Raw genomic sequence first — 17840 nt, 5'->3', positions numbered from 1 at the left:
CGTCATCAGCTTTCCCTGTCGTTGTGGATTAATTTATGCGGTCAGAGCGTGTGCCGCCCGGGCCTCCCAGTCGAGGCCGACGGCCTCTCCCAAATCCTTCGGATCCCCGAAGAAATCTGTGTCGGACAGCAGTGCGGTGACCTCCTGATCCCCTGGCACCATGGCCGTCAGTGCAACATGCGTTCCCTGATATTCAATATTGGTAATGCGGCCAGGCAGTTTCGCACCTTCCGGCGGACGCAGCCGCAGCGCATCGGACCGCACTGCGATCTGTCCTTCCGGCAGCGCGATAACGTTGTGCGACCCCAGAAACCGCGCCACAAACGCGGTTTTTGGCGCCTCGAACACGTCACGTGTCTTTCCCGCCTGTTCGATAACCGCATTGTTCATGACCACAATTTCATCCGCCAGCGCGAGCGCTTCGTCCTGACCATGTGTCACATGAATAAAGGTGATCCCCAGCTCACGCTGCAGGCGTTTCAGCTCGGCACGCATCCGGATGCGCAACAACGGGTCAAGAGCGGACAGAGGCTCGTCCAGTAACAGAACCTGTGGTTTGGTGATCAGCGCGCGTGCCAGCGCCACACGTTGTTGCTGACCACCGGACAGCTGCGCCGGCAAACGATCCGAAAAACCGCTCATGTCCACCAGTTCCAGCATTTCGGCGGCTTTTGCACTACGACTATTGGCATCAACACCCTGCATTCTGAGGCTGAAGGAGACATTATCCGCGACAGTCAGATGGGGAAAAAGCGCGTAGTTCTGGAACATCATGGCCGTGCCACGTTTTGCCGGTGGCAGAGCGGAGATATCGCGCCCCCCAAGCAATACAGCGCCGTCCGAAACACTCTCGTGACCAGCAACCATACGCAGTGTCGATGACTTACCGCATCCTGAAGGGCCCAGCAGACACGCGTAAGTGCCGGTTTCAAAATGGTAGCTGATCGCATCGACAGCAACCGTTTTCCCGTAACGCTTGGTCAGGCCGACAAATTCCAGATCAAGATCCTGGTCCATACACAGTCTCATCCCGCTTTTCACAAAGACTGAACGGAGAGCTGGTGAAGCCGAAGTATTTTCCGGATCTTTTGGCTGGCTTGCTTTGCCGCCGCCCGGCAAATGAGCGCTTGGGAAAATATTGTCTAAAATTTATGCGAATATTGTATACGATCCTGCGAATTCATGCACACGACTTGTTGTCCTGGTCGGGCAGGTCTTTTAATCCGGGGCAGGAGAACTGGAATGAACGACTCAGTCAGCACGCGGGTTTCGTCCGCAGAAGAGATCGTGACGCATCTGACCGAAGCGGTGCACGATCACCGGATGCAACCTGGCATGAAGCTGAGCGAAGATGAGGTCGGCGAGATTTTTGGGGTGAGCCGGACAGTGGTGCGCCAGGCCCTCAGATCCATGGCCCACGAAGGTCTGGTCTCTCTTGAACGCAACCGCGGCGCCTATGTTGCCAAACCGACCATCAAAGAAGCGCGCGAGGTTTTTGAGGCCCGCGCGTTGCTGGAGCCAAAAACGGCGCGGGCCGCGGCAGAACGCGCAACGTCTGCGGATATTGCCCGGCTCGAAGACCATATTGCCCGTGAACACGCAGCGCTGGCCGGAGATGAGGCAGGTCTGGCGCTCAGATTGTCGGGTGAGTTTCACTGCGATATTGCCCGTATCGCAGATCAGAAGACGATCGAGGCGTTTGTCTGTCAGCTGGTGTCGCGCTCTTCGCTTGTCATTGCACTCTACTGGCGCCGGCGAAATGCCCTGTGCGAAAGTCACGCACACCACGCCCTGCTGGACGCGTTTCGCCGGCAGGACGCGGACAGTGCGGAAGAGCTGATGAAAGGGCATTTGCTGGACCTCGTGTCACAGCTCGACCTGCGCGAACAACCAGCAACCAATGTGTCCCTGCGTGATGTGCTGACCCGATGAGTATCTTTCGCAACGCGACGCAAGACGATCTTTCTCTTATCCTGTCCTGGGCTGCCGAAGAAGGCTGGAACCCCGGTCTTGATGACGCCGCGGCGTTTTTTGCCGCGGATCCGGCGGGGTTTTTCGTGGCCACTACCGGGGGAGCAACGGTCGCAGCGATTTCTGTGGTGAACCACTCAGACGACTTCGCGTTTCTGGGTCTCTACATCGTCAGACCGGCCTTTCGCGGACAGGGCATCGGCTATGGCCTGTGGCAACATGCACTCGTGCACGCGCAGGACCGCACGGTTGGCCTGGACGGAGTGCCGGATCAGCAGGCCAACTACGCCGCCTCTGGTTTTGTTCTGGCGGGTCAGACCACACGGTATTCAGGCCACCCCACGCCGGAACGCCAGGACGATATCCTGTTCGCAACCCCGGAAGATATCCCTCAAATGATCGAACTTGAGGCTTACGCGTCCGGCGTGCGCAAATCCGACTATATGCATACGTGGTTTGACGGAGGCCCAAACCGCCGGACCATAGTTGCCAATGGAGATCCCGGTTGTGGTTTCTGCACAGTACGGAAATGCCAGAACGGCGCGAAAATCGGCCCGCTTGTTGCGGATAACCCTGATACAGCCCGGCGTCTGATGACACATGCGGCCGGGCTGTTTCCGGGCCATACCGTCATTGACGTCCCCGCGTCCTCTGCAGAACTGGTCCGCGTGTGTGAAGACTTCGGTTTGTCTCCGGGATTTGACACAGCGCGCATGTATCGTGGCCCGTTTTCTCCCCCCGCACGGACGATTTATGCCGTTGCGACACTGGAGCTTGGGTAACAGGCAGTCGTTTCCCGGCTATTGAGGCCCCGGAACGCCGCCAACATCTCAAAACCGAGCGCGGACATGACGCTAACGCCGGTTTTGTTGGCTGACTATTCGCTCAGATCGGTAATGCAGACAAGCCAGCGAATTCGGGCAGTGGCTGGACACACAGACCTAACGCAAAAGGAGTTGCGCACCACGAAGGGCAACAAGCTGACGCACGCGCTGTCAGGTGCACAGGGCAAAGTCCCAGGCGAGGGATACATCTCGCAACGGTCAGTCCTCGTCGCCGCAAAGGTCTGCCCATACTGCCAGCATTCGATCTGCCCTTCGACAGCTCCCAATGATGTTCACGCATTGCCGTCTCATTCGCGGGGCCGGTCCCAGAAGGAACCAGTCCCCGCGGGTTCGCGCCCACTGATAGGACCTCAATACTCCATCATCGTGGTGTACGGCGATGCATCAAACAGCAGTTGTTACGCATGCCTGTCGGTAAACGACGCCGATGCCGACGCTCAGGTCGTCTGTATGCAGTAGGACGGCAGACTGTCCAAAGCCTCTTTCAGGGCTTCACCCCATCCGGAGGAGATGGTCTGATAGACCGGGTCGTCGTGTTCGATCCGGGAAATCACCGTCTGATCGAAATGGTCATTTTCGTAGACATGCACATCAAAAGGCGGACCGACAGACAGATTTGACTTCACTGTCGAGTCAAAGGACACAAGCAGCAGTTTCAGCGCATCTTCAAAGGACAGATCGGGCTCAAACGCGCGCACAAGGATCGGCTTGCCATATTTGGTCTCACCGATCTGAAAAAACGGCGTGTCTCCTGACACTTCTATGAAATTACCTTCGGGATAGACCATAAAAACCGTGGGCTGCCCGCCTCTGATCTGTCCACCGACAATCACAGATGCGCTGAAAGTGTCTGAGGATTCCTGGCCAGTCGGCGTACTGTATGAAATGACTTCTCTCAGCGTCGAACCCACCAGACGGGCTACCTGAAACATGGTTGGCTGGCTGAGAATCCCAGGGTCACGATCATCCGCAATCTCATTCCGCTCGCGTAACAGGCTGATCAAAGCCTGCGTTGTCGCCAGATTGCCAGCAGTCATTATTGTGATGTTGCGCTCACCCGGCACATTAAAATTGAACATTTTCCGAGCAGAGGAAAAATTATCGACACCCGCATTCGTTCGCGTGTCCGACATAAACACGAGGCCGCGGTTCAGCCGCATGCCGACACAGTAGGTCATAGTGAGTCACCACAGTTTTTCTGCTCCTGATCTACTGCTGCACCTGCAAAGATACAATCAGAGACTCGTCTCCCTCACCCATACGCAAACCGCTGACCGGTGCCGCATCGTGGGCATCGCGCCCGATTGCCAGGCGGACATACCTTTCATCGGGAGAAATACCGTTTGAGACGTCAAAACCGACCCACCCCAGATCACCGATATGCACCTCCGCCCATGCGTGGCTGGCATCCTGATTGATGCGGCCCTCCATGAACAGATATCCGCTGACGTATCTTGCCGGCTTTCCAAGTCTGCGCGCGGCGGCAACGAAAATGTTGGCATGATCCTGACAAACACCACTGGCCTGACCAACCGCCTCTTCTGCGGTTGTCTCCGAATGTGTTTCGTTCAGAACCCAGGGCACTTTGTCCAGTATGGCCGTGGACAGGGCATGGAACTGTTCAAGTTCGTTTGCGTACCCCGAAACCGTATCGGCCAGATCCGAAAGCAAAGGACCGGCTTCTGTCAAAGCTGTTGGTTGCTGAAAATACCACAAAGGCGCCCGCCCGTAGACCTTTCCGAGGATGCCAGACAGATCATTCGTTTCAACCTCTCCCCCTACTGAGATCTTCAGGGACTGCGCACCCTTTTCCGCACAGATCAGTCCTACCTGATTGCCATGATGGTCTGCATACCGTGTCTCAAGCGTGCCACCTTCCACATCAATGGACCAGTTGCGGACTGTCTGGAGCGCCGAATTGCACGGCTGCAAACGAATACGCTGCAGCGCATATGAAACCGGCGCTTCATACGTGTAGGTCGTCTGATGGGAAACGCTGATGAGCATCTAACTGGTAAACCTGTATTGCTTCTCGATCGTTGATCCGGTCGCGGCAACATCTATGATCGTCTGTGAGATGAATTCGTGAAGACCCTCGTCGAAAATCGAAGCGATATCCCGGTCTGTAATACGCGATTGCAGCGCACGCGCTGCATTGAGGCTGGGGCTTTCATCTCCATACTCGATCTGCAGAGCCTCAAGGTTTTCGGTGATGCGCTGCGCACAGAATGCAAGTGACCTCGGAAAGCGCGGGTCCAGTATCAGAAATTCGGTAATGTTGGCCGCATTGTAGTCATCCTGCACAGCGTGCCGGAATGACCGGTGGGCGGATACGGACCGCAGGATCATTTCCCACTGAACATTATCCATCCGGCTGCCGACATAGGCCGGGGACGGTAAAAGCGCATGGTATTTAACGTCCACGATCCGTGCGGTGCTGTCTGCCCGTTCCACAAAGGTGCCCAGCCGGCAGAAATTATAAACGTCGTTGCGCAGCATGGTCCCATAAAGCGCACCGCGAACAAGCGCTGACTGCTGTCGGATAGCTTCCAGCGTTTGCGGCAGCTCGGCATCCGGTATGGTGTGCCCGAGAAGGTCAGTCAGAACCATCCAGGTCTCGTTTACGGCCACCCAGACCTCTGTGGTAAGTGCCGTCCTGACCAGCCTCGCATTGTCACGGGCGGATTTGATCACCGACAAAACAGAGCTTGGGTTCATTGGATCGCGCAGCAGAAAGTTACTGACGTTCTGACTGGTGTAGGCATCATAACGGGCCTCAAAGGCGGCCTGCTGCGCAGATGTTACAATGACGGAGCGCCAGTCTGATGCCGGATCCGTGGAGCGTGTCAGCGCAATACGAAACCCAGCCTCGATGAGGCGCGCCGTGTTTTCGGCGCGCTCCAGCCCGCGAAACATCCAGTAGAGCCCCCCTGCGGTTTTTCCCAGCATATCAGCTCTCCAGGACCCAGGTGTCTTTGGTACCGCCACCCTGGCTTGAATTGACCACCAGGCTTCCTTCAGTCAGAGCTACTCTGGTCAGGCCGCCCGGCACAATGTTGATCTCTCCCGGTGAAACGAGCGCAAATGGTCGCAGATCCACATGGCGGGGTGCCAGGCCTTTTTCGGTGAAAATCGGTACTGTGGACAGGCTCAGTGTTGGCTGCGCAATGTAGTTTGCGGGCCGGGCTTTCAGTTTTTGCCTGAAGGTTTCAATTTCTTCCTTGCTGGCTGCCGGGCCGACGAGCATGCCGTAGCCGCCGGAACCATGGACTTCTTTCACAACAAGTTCCGACAGGTTCTCCAGAACGTAGGCAAGGCTGTCCGGCTCGGAGCAGCGATGCGTTTCAACGTTTTTCAGTATCGCTTTCTCACCGGTGTAGAACTCAACAATCTCCGGCATATAGCTGTAAATTGCCTTGTCATCTGACACACCGGTCCCCGGGGCGTTGGCAATGGTGATACTACCTGACCGGTAGATATCCATGATGCCTGGCACACCAAGCATTGACTGCGGATTAAAGCTGAGCGGATCAAGAAAAGCGTCATCGACCCGTCTATAAATGACATCTACTGTGCGATAGCCGCGCGTTGTTCTTACAGCAATACGCCCATCCAGAATGCGCAGATCGTGCCCCTCGACCAGTTCGACGCCCATTTGATCGGCGAGAAAGCTATGCTCGTAGTATGCGGAGTTGTGAATCCCGGGGGTCAGAACAACGACAAACGGGCGGCCTTCGCAGTTTGGTGGTGCCGAGGCCTCCAGCGACGCCCGCAGGTTCTTGGGATAGTCACTGACCCGCTGCACCTTGATCTGGCTGAAGAGCTCAGGAAACATCTGCAGCATGGTTTCCCGGTTTTCGAGCATGTAGCTCACACCCGAAGGCGTACGGGCGTTATCCTCCAGCACATAGAATTCATTTTCGCCGGTGCGAACAATATCCGTCCCCACAATATGCGTATAAACCCCACCAGGAGGTGTGAAATCCATCATCTGGGGCAGAAAAGCGTCGTTGCTGGCGATCAGTGAGCGGGGCACGACACCCGCACGAAGAATTTCCTGCCGGTTGTAAATGTCATGCAAAAACGCATTGATCGCACGGACGCGCTGCTCGACTCCGCGTGCCAGTTTTGTCCACTCTGAATTCGACAAAATGCGGGGCACCAGATCAAATGGAATAAGCCGCTCTTCGGCATCCTCCTGACCGTAAACGTTAAAGGTGATCCCGGTGCGTCGGAAAAAGCGCTCTGCCTCTTCAGACTTCTGAGCCAGGCGCGCGACGTCCTGTTTGTCGAACCAGGTACTGTAGTCTTCGTAGGGCATGCGCACGCCCGATGCTCTTCGCATTTCGTCGAAGAAAGGAGTATTTTCAGCCATGTCTGAGTGTTGCGTTAATAAGTCTGGGTGACAAGCCGGGAAAATGTTTATCGAAGATTGATCCTCGATCTGCCTGTTTTTTGGGCACTGGCATCCGGTTCCGGGGCCGAAGTGCCAACGCGGGCCAAATCCAAATCTGCTCTCTCCTGCTCAGGGCAATTCCTGAGGAGTTTCCGCTTGCTGCCGGTCAAAACCGGATGCGTGCCTTCAAAAAATGCTGTTAACGCCCGGATTCAAGCTTCGACCGCGCCAGACGGCTGACCGGCTGTTGCGTTAAAAGTCCGGCACTCACTGGTGCGTTTCGCACCTGCGGCCCGCAGCCACGCCCTGTACCGCATTTCAGAATTATGAGCGGCACAAGTCTGTTGCAGGTGTTGTAAGGACGCCGGGCCGAGGTGCAGATAACAACACCCCGGCCCACCGGGTATCAGAGCGAAATGCGGAAGCGCGCGAAGCCGTCCGGCCCATCGCCGGCGGCCTCGATATCGACGTCCACCTGATCAAGATAGGCTTTCGCCGCCGGGCCCGTGTCGAAGAGTACCGTGGTGCCCTCCATTGGCGCAAAGGACCAGTTGCTGTCAGCACGCGGGCTGATCGTTCCTTTTTCCACGATGTAGCGCACGATAACGTCGCGATTTGTATCAGGCCCTTCAAACACGGTCGTCTCCGCGCTTGCGCCGGGAAAGCTTCCGCCGCCGCCCGCACGGTAGTTGTTGGTCGCGATGATGAATTCCGCCGCCATGTCCAGAGGTGCGCCATTGAAGGTCAGGTTTACGATGCGATTTGCGTCTGCATTTACCAACACACCCTTAGGATCATATTTTGAGGGTTGTGACAGATCAATCTGGTACTCCACACCGTCAATGACGTCGAAGTTGTAACTCGGGAACGCGGGATTGAGCAGGACCACATCCTGTCCACCGGGCGTAACCTGATTAAAAATTCCCGCCGACCGTTCCAGCCAGTCTTTGACCTGTTGGCCGGTCACACGAACGGCGCGCGCAGTGTTGGGATAAAGATACAGATCCGACACGTTTTTGATCGCAACATCGCCTTTGGGAACGTCTGTGAAGTATTCCGGACCGCCCCGTCCGCCCGCTTTGAAAGGCGCAGCAGCAGACAGGATGGGCAGGCCCTCATGCTCCGTCCCCGTCATCATCTGTTCGATATACCAAAGCTGAGCAATCGACACGATCTGTACAGATGGATCATCTGCAACCAGAGCAAAGTAACTGTGCAGCGGTGCATCCGTTTTGCCAACAGCACGTCGCACGTATGTCAGTGTTTCGTCGTGCTCGGCCTGTACGGATGCCAGAATTTCCGGGACACTCTCAACAAGGGGCGTTACAGAACGGTCTTCATTGCGTTTCGAGATTGGGCGGGCTTCAGAAACCGCGGACACAACGCGCCATTCATTGCCGTCCTTTTCAACCAGCAGATCAATAAGACCCATGTGACTGCCCCAGAACCCGCCCATGGTGGCCGGCGTACCCATCAGTGTACCGGCATCCACATCGGCACCGGCAAAGTCCGCATAGCCTGGTGAGGGGAAAACAAGATGACTGTGACCGGTCAGAATAGCATCCACGCCCTCCAGCCCGGCCAGAGGAACCGACGCATTTTCCATACCGTCGCTCGCGTCCGCAGATCCAATGCCCGAGTGCGAAAGCACAACAATGATATCCGCGCCCTCTTCCTTCATTTGCGGAATATAGGCCCTTGCGGTCTCAAGGATATCGCGCGCCTGTACTTTGCCCTCCAGATGGCGACGGTCCCAGTTCATGACCTGCGGCGGCGTGAAACCGATCAGACCAACGCGGATCGGGTGATCCGTTCCGGCACCATCTGTCACTGTGTGATCCAGGATCACATAAGGCGGTATCAGCGTTTTATCCTTTGTGGGATCGCTGCCCAGTTCCAAAGCAACGTTTGCATTTACGACGGGAAAATTCGCCCCGGCCAGAGATTTCATCAGGAAATCCAGCCCGTAGTTGAACTCATGATTGCCAAGTGTTGAGGCGTCAAAACCCAAAGTGTTCATCGCCTGGATGACCGGATGGGTATCGCCGTCCTTCATGCCTCTTTCATAGGCAATGTAATCACCCATCGGATTTCCCTGAAGAAAGTCACCATTGTCAATCAGCAGTGAGTTTGACGCTTCGTCGCGGATGGCCTGGATCAGAGAAGCCGTACGCGCAAGACCAACAGTGTCGCGTTGTTTGTCTGCGTAGTAGTCATAGGGGAATACATGCACATGCAGATCGGTTGTTTCCATGATACGCAGATGCGCCTGGTTGGTCGCAGCATTGGCCGAAAACGGATGCAGTGCGATAAAGCCCGCAGTACTGGCAAGAAATCCGCGGCGGTTGAGCGTGGCTGACATGATAGAATCCCCCAATGGTTGAATTTTCCCTGTTACCCTGGAAGCGAATTCAGCCGATGTCACGTCAGTTAACCGGCCATCTGCAGGGATTTCGGAATGCCGCGTTTAAAAACCGACTTTGCAATTCGCAAAACAGCACCTGAAAGGCGGAAACCTGCCAATTGTCTTAACGGCGGTCTTGTCTGAAAAAACGTCCCGGCTCAGTTCTGGGGTCGAATATTGCAGCAGCGTCGATTTGGCTTGGGTATTCAAAAAATGCAAAGCCAGCGACCGCTTTATTGTTTCGATTACTCTGGAGTGCGGTAGTTTTGCCATTTGCCCAGCGAAACCGCTTTGCGCCGCGCTTCCATGCCCCGGGTGATTATGCGCATTTCACAGCTTTTGCTTTCCAGCACTACCTCGCTTACTTTCGCGATGTTTCGTCGCCACAGTTTGCCGCAAGGCTGCGTTGCCAGGCTGCAGTGACTTCGGACGCACTGGCCGCAGTGTCTTTGGCCTGCTCAGGTCAAGGTCTGACACCATTTTGCTGCTGCACACGGTTTGTGCGTGCCCTCGGAAGATGGCAGGATAACCAACAGGATGCGTCAGATAACCCGTGTTCTGCGGCGCAGACAGCGCTTCAGGCTGGAAACACCCCGACCTGCGTGATCTGCTCAATCAAGGGCAGATAGAAATGCGCACATTAGTGTTCCAAAAGAAGAGTTCGTCCGAGGCCAGCGACGAACTGCCCGCATTGAAGGGCACGGTGCAGTAGCAACAACTGATCTGGTCTGATAGACACGGCTCGCTTTATCAAGGCGATAAGGGGCACCCATCGACCCTGGCACAACGCTCAGACAGGGGCTTAAACAAAAAATTGCATGGTAGCAGGCGAATCCGTGACACATCTTCCAAAACCACACACGCAAGTCCGAACTGGCCTTTGGCACCGCGTTAGCAGCACTGCCATATTACCAATCCTGGTGGTGATGCTTTCACTCTTCCTGATATCGGGTGCCGTACTTGCCCAGCCTTATCCGGACTACAAAAGTCTAACGGTAAACGACTATGCAAATATCTTGCCCGCCGCGGAGGAAACACAGCTCTCGCTGCAGCTTGAAACACTGCGCCGGGAAACAGGGGTCGAAATGACAGTGCTGACCCTGAAAACACAAAACGACTATGCACCCGACAAGACGCTGGAACAGTTCGCGACGGGTCTGTTCAATCACTGGGGCATTGGCGATGCAGGTCGGAATGATGGGGTTCTCGTTCTGATACTGAGCGATGACAGAGCCATGCGCATAGAACTGGGCGCGGCGTATAAACGCGACTGGGACAGGGTTTCTGAAAGGGTGATTGACGACCATTTTCTCGATGCCTTCGCCGCCGGGAACTTCCCAAAGGGCATTACCGAGGGCACCACAGCAATTATCGAGACGATTGTACGGCCCTTCCTGCAAGGCGAAACGCCGAGCGGAAATGACCAGAATGAAACATGGATTATCGGCATTCTGATTGCACTGTTTTTCGCGTTCTCTGCCAGAAAGAAAATTGGTGATCTGAGTGTCCGCCTTCGGATCTGCCCCCGCTGCGGTCAACGCAGTCTGCGTCAAAGCCGAAGCACTTCAGTTTCTGCAAGCAAGGAAACCGCTGGTCAGGGCGTTTGCAGCCGTTTTTGCACTGATTGCGATTTCAAAGAGGACGAATTGTATGTTATTCCGCGCCTGTCATCGGGCTCATCCGGCAGTTTTGGTGGCGGCAGTTCCGGTGGCGGTGGTGCTTCGGGGCGCTGGTGACCAAAGGGGGTGTTACCGCTTGAACATGGGCGGCATCGCAAACATGCATCACTCCATCCGCTGATCGACAAACACTATCGCTACGGCTCGGGCCGCGTGGCTACTAAGATGGTCTGTAAAGATGCCGCCCTATCCGGTGTAGAAAGCTTTTTGCGGACAGGCCAGGACCGCCTGAATGCAGGCAGGCTCCCGTCCGTTCTTTCAGGTACTTTCGAGGATCACCTGATAAGCTTTCAAAATCGCAGCAGACTTCGGACTATGTAGCGCCGGGTTTATTCTACATCAATTGAACGCCGCGTCCGTGGGGATGTCTGCGGTCACAAACGTGGGGCTGGCATGTGCCAAAGAGGCGTGGGGCGACCACCGGGGTCGTGTTTGTCACTCCGAACGCTTGGAAAGGCCTCGTGGAAACCCACAGGTACTTGCCTGAAAATCCGCTGCTGGCGTTTTTCCCAGCAGGCAGCAGACACCAAACCTGGGGATTTCTGCCTGGTGAAATGTTTTGGTTGATCAACTCCCACCTGCGTCTGCTACAGTTACTCATTATTGAAAGATATTTGAACAATGAGTGCTCTTGCGACGTGGCTTGCCTCAATAGGCATGGAAAAATACCTGGATGTTCTGGAGTCTGACTCCGTTGACCTGGACATCATTGACCAACTGACGGACTCCGATCTGGCCGGGCTGGGCATTCGGCTGGGTGATCGCAAGCGTTTGCTGAGTGCCATTCGAGCCACTGGAAACGAAGCGTCTGCGGTTTATCCCACGGGCTTTGAAGAGGCCAGCGCAGAATTTGGCGGTGATCCTGCCCGCGCTGGACGGTCCATCGGCGAGCTTCGGCAAATGACCATAATGTTTGTCGACCTGGTCAATTCGACCGGACTTGTTCAGGATATGGGCATCGAGAAATACCGCGACGCGCTCAAGGCTTACCAGAATTGCAATATCCGGGCGATCCGCGACAACTTTGGTTACTTTGCACAGTTTATCGGCGACGGAGTTGTCGCCTATTTTGGTTTCCCGCTTGCAAATGAAGACGATGCAGAGCGGTCCGTGCTGACGGCCCAGGCCATTATCAAAGACGTCGGTGCTATATCTGTTGAGCCGGACACCCGGCTGTCGGTGCGTGTCGGTATCGCCACGGGTGACGTACTGATCGAAGACCTGATGCACAGCTCTAAACAGGCCGACAGTTTCGCCCTCGGCAATATCCCCAACCTTGCTGCACGCCTCCAAAGCCTGGCTGAGCCTGGCCAGATTATGATTTCCGAACGTACCCGCAGACTTTTGGGCAGTAACTTCAGATGCACATCAATTGGCGAAAAGCAACTTAAAGGCTTTTCGGACCCCCTTGGAGTCTGGCGTGTCGAGGGGTCAGAAAATACAGAACTGAGGTTTGACAAAAGAAGAACCAGCGCACTCACACCGCTCATCGGGCGCGATGACGAATTCAACCTGTTGCGCGGACGATGGGACGCTGTCCTGCGTGGCGAGGGACAGGCCGTTTTTCTGTCGGGTGAAGCCGGTCTGGGAAAATCACGCCTCGCCGAGGAAGTGTATCGTCAACTTGTCTCCCCTGACGGTACCCGCCTTGTTTTTCAGTGTTCTCCCTATCATCAGAACAGCTCGTTTTACCCCATAAAGACGCACCTGAACTATGCCATCGGCCTGACAGACAACGATACTTCGCAAGATCGCGCACAAAAACTCGAAGACTTTGTAACGGAGAATTTTGGTAATTCCTCTGGGACCCTGGGGATATTGACCGCCTTTCTCGGCGACGGCGCATCCGGACAGCAGGAGACAGTTGCGCCTGAAGAATTCAAAGGGCGGATCATCGAAACGCTGATCCACTTTGCGGAAAACCTGTCTGACGAACAGCCGGTTTTTCTGCTGTTTGAGGATCTTCACTGGATTGATCCCTCTTCTGAGGAACTGTTGAATATCCTGATTGACCGGCTGGGGGAAAGAAAGGTCATGCTTCTGGGCACGTACCGGCCCGAATATGTCCCGCGCTGGTCCATGCGAGCAAAGGTCACGACGCTTTCGCTGCCGGGTCTCGGCCCACGCGAGTCCAAAGCACTCCTTTCAACCCTCAACACCAGTGAGATTGCGCTGAATGGCTTGTCAAAAATCATTGTGCGCCGGTCTGAAGGTATCCCCCTGTTTATTGAAGAGATGGCCAGCATGCTGTCGAGTGCCGCCAGCGATGACTGGAATATCGGCGATGCAGAACACGAGGCCCTATTTCCCTCAAACCTCAAAGATCTCCTGCGGGTGCGGCTGGACCATCTTGACGTTACGCCCGACACCATTTCCATCTGCGCCGCGCTGGGGCGCAATTTCACCACCCGGCTCGTGGCCGCTGTTTCGGACCGGCCTGAACCCGAAATTCAAACAGAGTTGGACAGCCTCGTCCAGGCACAGATACTGGTTCAGCAGAACCAATGGGCGGAAAATACATTTTCATTCCGGCATGCGCTGATCAGCGAGGTAGCCTATGATGCCATCCTTCCACAACGTGCGAGACAGCTTCATCAGCGGATTGCTGAAACCCTTGTTCGGGGGTTTCCCCGGCTTTGTGGCCGGCACCCCGAAATTCTGGCAATGCACTACCAGAAAGCCGGACAGTTCACCGCGGCGCGTGACAAATGGCAGGAAGCCGGCACGCTGTGCATAAGCAACTATGCGAGCCGGGAAGCTATCGCACACCTGACCGCTGCACTGGATGCCAATGATCATGTCGCCGGTGACGAAAACTCAGACCGGACAGAGATCGAACTTCGTCAGAACCTCGCTGTTGCTCTTGAAATGCGCGGGTGGGGATCACCGGATATTGCGACGAACCTGGAAAAGCTGATCGCGCTGAACGAAAAGTCCGGGGAAACTGCCCTCGCTTTCTCCAATCTGCATCATCTGGTCGGCGAATATCTGATTGCCGGGCGACCTGACGTGGCTTGGGAATATTGCAAGCGCACCGAAGAACTCGTGGGTTCCGATGCAGATCCGGCGTGGCTGACCCTGAGCGAGCACAGCAGCGGGATGGCATCGCTTTTGCTCGGGGAATTTGACCGCGCCATTATTCATTTTGACAAGGCGCTGCTCTGGCGGTCCAAATCCGACCTTGGCGAAATAAACCGATACTATTCGGCAGACCCGGAAACCATAGACATCGTGATGCGGTGCTGGGCTGGCGCGCTGAAGCATGGAGACAGTGCAAAAATTGCCGACGAACTCGAAGAGGCCGTGGCAAAAGCAGAAGCGCAGACCAGTGAGTTCACGCGCTGCTATGCGCTGAGCATTATTGCAACGATCTATTGCGTTCTGGACAACCCGGTGCAGTCACGTGTTTTCGCCCGAATGGCACATAAGATCAGTGAGAAGATTGAGTTTCTGTACTGGGAGGCCTGGACGAGCGTTGTTCTTGGATGGGCCGAAGCGCGCTGCGGCGCCTCAGACAAAGGCATCGCAACCCTGCGCGCAGGGCTGGAAAGATACGTGGCAACCGGGTCTGGTCAGATCATTGCGTTTTCTCACACGCTCCTGGCGGATGCCTATCTCCATGCGAAGGAGCCCGAAGAGGCCGCCGTGCAGATTGGTGAAGCGCGCAGCGTGCTTGAGGGTTCGGCTATCCGGTTTCACGACCGCATAACCGAAGCGGTTTCCCAAGCCATCGAAACACAAAAGAGCGCCTGAATTTGCCTGTAGTGGAGTAAGCATGCGCCGGCATCGTAATTTTCCCAAGGCAACGCGATACACAAATTGTTTCGATTTCAGCGACGGTCTGTGCTAAGGTTAACAAATAGTTAACGTATTAGGAGACTAAAATGAACAAGCCCGTTTTGAAGGCTGCAATGTTTGTTTTCGCCGCTTTTGTTCTTTCTGCCTGCGCTCAGGGTCCGAAGGATCCGCAAACCGCCAAGATTCTGGACACAGGCGATTTACCCAAACAGAAATTTGTGGTGGGCGGATATTCCAGTGACAGAAACGCTCCGCCGAAGCCGGTCGGAGACCTGACAGATCAGGAGTTCCAAACACTGCTCATGGCACTCGACAGCCGTCAGTGCAAAAAGAATGACTCGGTCGAAAAATGTGCCGAAAGAATTGAGCGCGCCAACCTCAAAAAGCTTTCAAACGGTGTATCCGGCATTACCGGCCGTGCGCTGCTCAGAGCGGCGCAGGGCGGAAAGAACGCAAACGACAAACGCGAGGTGCTGGTACGCGGTCAGATCCTCGAATACTGCGAACATGACAAGTCTTTGCCAGGTTACCACTACGACAAGAATACCGGGCACCTGCGCCTTTGCGTGATCATGGAAACCGAGATCGTCAAATCCAAGAATGCAAACAACAGGATCCGCTACCAGTATTTCCACGTCGAAGCGAAAAAAGCGCGTGTTGACACCAAGAACACCAGCGATCCGGCAAATGTCTTCCCTGCCGCAGCAGCTGCAACAGGTCTGAAAGTGAATGCAACCACAGCAGCGAACTTTAACTACAAACTGTACGCAGCAGGCAAGAACATCGAGGTCAAACAGTATTGGGAAGCAAATGCGAAAAACAAGCAGGCCAATCCGGCCTGGAAAAAGTACGTCAAGGGCCAGCCAGGGATACCCAAACGCATCGCCGACTACTTTGAAACCGACCACGACGGTTGCATCGATATGATGTTCCCGTTGCCGTCAGTCCCCGAAACACTGCCGCCGGGCGCAGCAGGGGGCATTCATTACTGCCTGGGACGGTGCGAAAATCCACCTATCGTGAATACGCGCTGATACAAATATTCAATGCGTTATGACCGGCGGGCCATCTGTGCCTGCCGGTACTGCACTTACACTGGTTTCTTTTTTGAAATCGCCATGCAGACGCCGGGGTCGAAAAGCGCAAAATCAATGTTTGCATGGCGGCTTTTTCATCCGACAAGCGAAACGGCAGAGTATTTCCCGGTTCTTTCCCATGCTGCGGGTACGGTTGTCGACGCGAAGACTTCCACGGCGCCGGATTTGCTTTGCTTGAGCGCCATGGATCCGGTCACGCCAGAAAGCATAGCTGACAGGTGGACTGACGGTCGGGTTCAAAAATTTATCTGTTTAGAATGCCACAAGAGCTCCCCTCGCGGGCAGAAACTTCTCGATAAGGCGGATGCCTGGACACCAGTTCACGGCGCCTTGCGCTGTCCTGCCACCTGGCTGCAACGGATGCCGCAGACCAGCAAACCGCCGGACAAACACCGCAGATCCTCGATCCAAAGCGATTTGACCGCCAGCCGTCGAATTATCACCTTGCGGCATTCCGCTGCCTGTGCCGCCGCAGCTTTCGCAGCGCGCGGTTCTTCCTCCCAGCCCTCATTTCCCGAGGGCCGACGATTTTAATTGCCACGGCCAGAGTGCATTCCTAAGGTCTTGTCATAAAAATGTAATAAAACTGTTACAATTGGTATCTGGGAGGAACCTCAATGACTTCAATAAAGATGATGCTTGGTGCATCTGCCGTCGCACTTACGGCGGCGTCCGGCGCGGCACAGGCTGACAAGCTCACATTTTACTGCTCGGCTCAGGAAGACTGGTGTCAGCTGATGGCCAACAGCTTTCAGGATGCCACCGGAATTGACGTGGCCATGACACGCAAATCGTCGGGCGAAACCTTTGCCCAGATCAAAGCTGAAAGCGCCAACCCCAAGGGCGACGTCTGGTGGGGAGGAACCGGTGATCCGCATCTGCAGGCGGCCGAAGAAGGGCTGACGGCCGAATATGTATCGCCCATGCGCGATCAGCTCCACGACTGGGCAATTTCCCAGGCAGAAAGCGCCGGCAACAAGACCATCGGTATTTACTCCGGTGCGCTCGGGTATGGCTACAACACCGATCTGCTGGCCGCGAACAATCTGCCTGAGCCGACATCCTGGGAAGATCTGACAAAGCCCGAGTACAAAGGCCATGTTCAGATGGCAAACCCGAATTCGTCAGGCACAGCCTATACCACGCTTGCAACGATGATGCAGCTTTTCGGCGAAGACGACGGCTTTGACTATATGAAGAGGCTGCACGCCAACATCAACCAGTACACCAAGTCCGGATCTGCGCCCATCAAGGCAGCAGGGCGCGGTGAGAACACTATCGGCATCGTCTTCATGCATGATGCAGTCAAGCAGGCTGTCTCAGGCTTCCCTGTAAAGGTGGTCGCACCCTCAGAGGGAACCGGCTACGAAATCGGATCCATGTCCATTATCGATGGCGCCCGCAATATGGACGAAGCCAAAAAGTTCTATGACTGGGCCCTGAGCACGGATGCACAGAACCTCGCGCTGCAGGTCAACGCCTTTCAGGTGCCGTCCAACAAAAACGCGGAAACCTCTGCAAGCGCTCCGGACATGTCATCGATCAAGCTGATTGACTATGACTTCAAAACCTACGGCTCTTCGGAAACCCGCAAACGGCTTTTGAAAAAGTGGGACGACGACGTTTCGGTGCTGCCGCAGTAATCCATCG

General features: G+C 55.4%; 13 protein-coding genes. 7 read left to right on the top strand and 6 right to left on the bottom strand.

The genetic code is table 11. The features are described from left to right. Nucleotides 1-33 precede the first annotated feature (33 nt). The gene (locus tag Q1A34_RS11915) at nucleotides 34-1017 is read right to left on the bottom strand and encodes an ABC transporter ATP-binding protein (RefSeq protein ID WP_300034032.1); all 984 of its coding nucleotides are present in this window, start codon (nucleotides 1015-1017) and stop codon (nucleotides 34-36) included. 225 nt (nucleotides 1018-1242) lie between these two features. Between Q1A34_RS11915 and Q1A34_RS11910 the strand changes: the two genes are divergently transcribed. Further along, nucleotides 1243-1932 carry a GntR family transcriptional regulator gene (locus Q1A34_RS11910; RefSeq protein WP_300034030.1) on the top strand — a complete coding sequence of 230 codons (690 nt, stop codon included), beginning with the start codon at nucleotides 1243-1245 and terminating at the stop codon, nucleotides 1930-1932. Beyond that, on the top strand, nucleotides 1929-2753 hold the full coding sequence (locus Q1A34_RS11905; protein ID WP_300034028.1) for a GNAT family N-acetyltransferase: 825 nt from the start codon (nucleotides 1929-1931) through the stop codon (nucleotides 2751-2753). The genes Q1A34_RS11910 and Q1A34_RS11905 overlap by 4 nt, the downstream gene beginning before the upstream one ends. Nucleotides 2754-3253: 500 nt before the next feature. On the opposite strand, the gene Q1A34_RS11900 is transcribed toward Q1A34_RS11905, so the two are convergent. From Q1A34_RS11900 to Q1A34_RS11880, 5 genes are all read right to left on the bottom strand, one after another. After that, a complete protein-coding gene (locus tag Q1A34_RS11900; RefSeq protein ID WP_300034026.1) occupies nucleotides 3254-3994 on the bottom strand; it encodes a proteasome-type protease in 741 nt (246 codons plus the stop codon). A gap of 31 nt (nucleotides 3995-4025) precedes the next feature. Further along, the gene (locus tag Q1A34_RS11895; RefSeq protein WP_300034024.1) at nucleotides 4026-4823 is read right to left on the bottom strand and encodes a transglutaminase family protein; all 798 of its coding nucleotides are present in this window, start codon (nucleotides 4821-4823) and stop codon (nucleotides 4026-4028) included. Next, nucleotides 4824-5765, bottom strand: a complete 942-nt coding sequence (locus tag Q1A34_RS11890; RefSeq protein WP_300034022.1) for an alpha-E domain-containing protein — start codon at nucleotides 5763-5765, stop codon at nucleotides 4824-4826. 1 nt (nucleotide 5766) lies between these two features. After that, entirely contained in the window at nucleotides 5767-7191 is a 1425-nt protein-coding gene (locus Q1A34_RS11885; protein ID WP_300034020.1) for a circularly permuted type 2 ATP-grasp protein, read from the bottom strand. Nucleotides 7192-7618: 427 nt separating this feature from the next. Next, nucleotides 7619-9574, bottom strand: a complete 1956-nt coding sequence (locus Q1A34_RS11880) for a bifunctional 2',3'-cyclic-nucleotide 2'-phosphodiesterase/3'-nucleotidase (protein WP_300034018.1) — start codon at nucleotides 9572-9574, stop codon at nucleotides 7619-7621. 968 nt (nucleotides 9575-10542) lie between these two features. On the opposite strand from Q1A34_RS11880, the gene Q1A34_RS11875 reads away from it, so the two are divergent. The 5 genes from Q1A34_RS11875 to Q1A34_RS11855 all read left to right on the top strand — a co-directional run bounded on the left by Q1A34_RS11875 (nucleotide 10543) and on the right by Q1A34_RS11855 (nucleotide 17833). Beyond that, complete coding sequence (locus tag Q1A34_RS11875) at nucleotides 10543-11352, top strand: YgcG family protein (protein WP_300034016.1); 810 nt, start codon at nucleotides 10543-10545, stop codon at nucleotides 11350-11352. 564 nt (nucleotides 11353-11916) lie between these two features. Next, complete coding sequence (locus Q1A34_RS11870) at nucleotides 11917-15048, top strand: adenylate/guanylate cyclase domain-containing protein (protein ID WP_300034014.1); 3132 nt, start codon at nucleotides 11917-11919, stop codon at nucleotides 15046-15048. A 131-nt stretch (nucleotides 15049-15179) separates the two neighbouring features. Continuing rightward, entirely contained in the window at nucleotides 15180-16127 is a 948-nt protein-coding gene (locus tag Q1A34_RS11865; protein ID WP_300034012.1) for a hypothetical protein, read from the top strand. Nucleotides 16128-16139: 12 nt separating this feature from the next. Next, the gene (locus Q1A34_RS11860) at nucleotides 16140-16724 is read left to right on the top strand and encodes a hypothetical protein (protein ID WP_300034010.1); all 585 of its coding nucleotides are present in this window, start codon (nucleotides 16140-16142) and stop codon (nucleotides 16722-16724) included. Nucleotides 16725-16807: 83 nt separating this feature from the next. Beyond that, nucleotides 16808-17833, top strand: a complete 1026-nt coding sequence (locus tag Q1A34_RS11855) for an ABC transporter substrate-binding protein (protein ID WP_300034008.1) — start codon at nucleotides 16808-16810, stop codon at nucleotides 17831-17833. The last annotated feature ends 7 nt before the right edge of the window (nucleotides 17834-17840 follow it).

The organism is uncultured Roseobacter sp. (assembly GCF_947491795.1).
In the GTDB taxonomy this organism is placed as follows: Bacteria; Pseudomonadota; Alphaproteobacteria; order Rhodobacterales; family Rhodobacteraceae; genus Roseobacter.
Note: the sequence above shows the minus strand (reverse complement) of the source record. Positions and strands in the feature narration are given on the sequence as shown.